The organism is Ornithinibacter sp. (assembly GCF_035443565.1).
Classification (GTDB): Bacteria; Actinomycetota; Actinomycetes; order Actinomycetales; family Dermatophilaceae; genus Fodinibacter.
This window is the reverse complement of the sequence record NZ_DAORSO010000028.1, coordinates 9,236-11,878: the sequence shown is the minus strand read 5'-3', so window position 1 is coordinate 11,878 and position 2,643 is coordinate 9,236. Positions and strand designations below refer to the sequence as shown.

The 2,643-nt window shown below is 70.4% G+C and carries 3 protein-coding genes; 1 reads left to right on the top strand and 2 read right to left on the bottom strand.

The genetic code is table 11. The features are described 5' to 3' along the window. On the bottom strand, positions 1–332 hold a 332-nt coding region (locus tag PLL68_RS05175; RefSeq protein ID WP_324532289.1), incomplete at its 3' end, for a hypothetical protein. A gap of 33 nt (positions 333–365) precedes the next feature. Here PLL68_RS05175 and PLL68_RS05170 point away from each other — a divergent pair. Beyond that, on the top strand, positions 366–1,268 hold the full coding sequence (locus PLL68_RS05170) for an alpha/beta fold hydrolase (protein ID WP_324532288.1): 903 nt from the start codon (positions 366–368) through the stop codon (positions 1,266–1,268). A gap of 49 nt (positions 1,269–1,317) precedes the next feature. Here the strand turns inward: PLL68_RS05170 and rocD are convergent, their stop codons facing one another. Continuing rightward, complete coding sequence (gene rocD / locus PLL68_RS05165; RefSeq protein ID WP_324532286.1) at positions 1,318–2,568, bottom strand: ornithine--oxo-acid transaminase; 1,251 nt, start codon at positions 2,566–2,568, stop codon at positions 1,318–1,320. Positions 2,569–2,643 lie beyond the last annotated feature (75 nt).

Below are 2,643 nucleotides of genomic sequence, written 5' to 3'. Positions count from 1 at the left end.
CGCACGGTCATGACCGCGACGGCGAACGCGCCAACGGCCAGGGACCCCATGGCCCAGACCGTCTTCTCCTTGATCGTCAGCAACACGGTGCTGATCGGGATGACGGGCAGCGACACCAGGTAGGCCACGAACGTCGCACGGTCCGTGGAGTCCTCGATCTCCCCGAGCCCGACGAGCCCGAGCACGAGCTGGACGATCAGGCCGATCTCCAGCAGGGCCGCGAGCAACAGCACCCGGTCGTCGATGAGCCGGTCCCGCACGGCGTAGAAGCCCGAGACGACGAGCAGCACGGCCGCCAGGCCCACGACGGCATACGTCAGCGGCGCGATCACGTGTGTCAGCCTACCCGCGGGTATGGTCCCCACATGACCAGTGCACAGCTCGGCGACGTGACCATCGAGTTCGAGATCGACGGCCCCGACGACGGCATCCCGATGCTCCTCGTCATGGGGCTGGGCGCCCAGCTCGTCGCGTGGCCGACCCCGATCATCGACGGCCTCGTCGAGAACGGCTTCCGGGTCATCCGGATGGACAACCGCGACATCGGCCTGTCCACGAAGACCCAGGGTCCGGCACCGACGCGAGCAGACCTGCTCAAGGCCTTCGCCCACCGCCGCTACGCCCAGTCCGACTACCTCCTGGCCGACATGGCCGGCGACGCGGTCGCGCTGCTCGACCACCTCGACATCGAGGCCGCCCACGTGGTCGGTGTGTCCATGGGCGGGATGATCGCCCAGCAGCTGACCATCGACCACCCGACGCGCGTGCTCAGCCTGTGCTCGATCATGTCGAACACCGGCTCGCGCCTGCACGGGACGGTGGCCCCCAAGCTGCTGCCGACCATGGCGATGACCATGACCACCCCGCGCTCGACCGACCCGGACGAGGCCGAGCGCCTCGGTGTCGAGAGCTTCCGCCTCATCGCCGGGCCGCACTACGACGCCGACGAGATGGCCGTCATGGTTCGCCGGGCCATCGACCGGGACATCAACCCGCTCGGCACCGCTCGCCAGCTGCTCGCGATCCAGGCCAGCCCCGACCGCACCCCCGGTCTGCGCACGATCACCGTCCCGACGGTGGTCATCCACGGCCTGCTCGACCAGCTCGTCCTGCCGAGTGGCGGCATCGCGACGGCCAGGGCGATCCCGGGCTCACGCCTGGTGATGTTCCCCGACATGGCCCACGACCTGCCGGGTCCGCGCCGCGCCGAGATCGTCGACGAGATCGTCCGCAACGCCGCCCGCGCGAAGGTCAGCACCTCGTCGTGAGTGCGGAAGTGGTCGCCAGGGCGACCACTTCCGCACTCACGGCTCGGGTCTACGGGCGCTCGAGGGCGTCCGCGACGGCATCCACGAGCATGCCGACCTCGTCAGCCGTGATGACCAGCGGCGGGGCGATGCGGATGGTGGACCCGTGGGTGTCCTTGGCGAGCACTCCGCGCCGCATGAGGCGCTCGGAGACCTCACGGCCACTCGGACCGCCGGGCTCGATGTCCAGCCCGGCCCACAACCCACGAACCCGGATGCCGGAGAGCCCGTTTCCGTGTCCCGTGCGCACGAGCGGGGTGAGGAGCTCGGTGAGCAGGCCGCCGAGCTCGGTGGCCCGTGCCTGGAACTCCCCCTCGGTGAGCATGGTGACGACCTCGTGGCCGATCGCGGCTGCGAGCGGGTTGCCGCCGAAGGTCGAGCCGTGCGACCCGGGGGTGATGACCTCGAGGATCTCGCGGTTGGTCGCGATGGCCGAGACCGGGTAGAGCCCACCGCCGAGGGCCTTGCCCATCACGTAGATGTCGGGAACGACCTCCTCGTGGTCACACGCGAAGGTGCGCCCGGTGCGGGCCAGCCCCGACTGGATCTCGTCGGCGACCATGAGCACGCCGGCCTCGTCGCAGATCTGGCGCACGGCCCGCAGGTACCCCTCGGGCGGGATGACGACGCCGCCCTCGCCCTGGATCGGCTCGAGGAGGACCGCCACGGTGAACTCGTCGACCGCCTGGCGCAGCGACTCGACGTCGCCGTAGGTGACCGTGCGGAAGCCCGGGGTGTAGGGCCCGTACTCGTCGCGGGCGACCTTGTCGTCGGAGAAGCTGATGATGGTCGTCGTGCGGCCGTGGAAGTTGCCCTCCATGACGATGATGTTGGCCTGGTCCTCGGGCACCCCCTTGACGCGGTACCCCCAGCGACGGCTGACCTTCAGGGCGGTCTCGACGGCCTCGGCGCCGGTGTTCATCGGCAGGACCATGTCCTTGCCGGTCAGCTCGGCCAGGGCCTGCGAGAACGGGCCGAGCTGGTCGTTGTGGAAGGCCCGGCTCGTGAGGGTGAGCCGCGAGAGCTGGTCGTGGGCGCGCGCCAGCAGCCGCGGGTGCCCGTGGCCGAAGTTCAGCGCCGAGTACCCGGCGAGGCAGTCGAGGTACCGCCTGCCGTCGACATCGGTCACCCAGGCACCCTCCCCGTGGGAGAGCACCACCGGCAACGGGTGGTAGTTGTGCGCGGCGTACCGCTCCACCTGGGCAATGTGTGCGGCGGTCTGGGCGCTGCCCACGTGGCTGGTGCTGCTGTCTGACGTCATCGTCGCCTCCTCGCTGGTGAGCGTAGCGAGCGGCGAGGCCCACCGCGCGGTCGGGGCGGACGGCATCCGGTCGTG

Bases quoted from the DNA above. Each gene is read 5' to 3' on its own strand.
- PLL68_RS05170 (WP_324532288.1), top strand. From the start codon at position 366: ATGACCAGTGCACAGCTCGGCGACGTGACCATCGAGTTCGAGATCGAC.
- rocD (WP_324532286.1), bottom strand. From the start codon at position 2,568: ATGACGTCAGACAGCAGCACCAGCCACGTGGGCAGCGCCCAGACCGCC.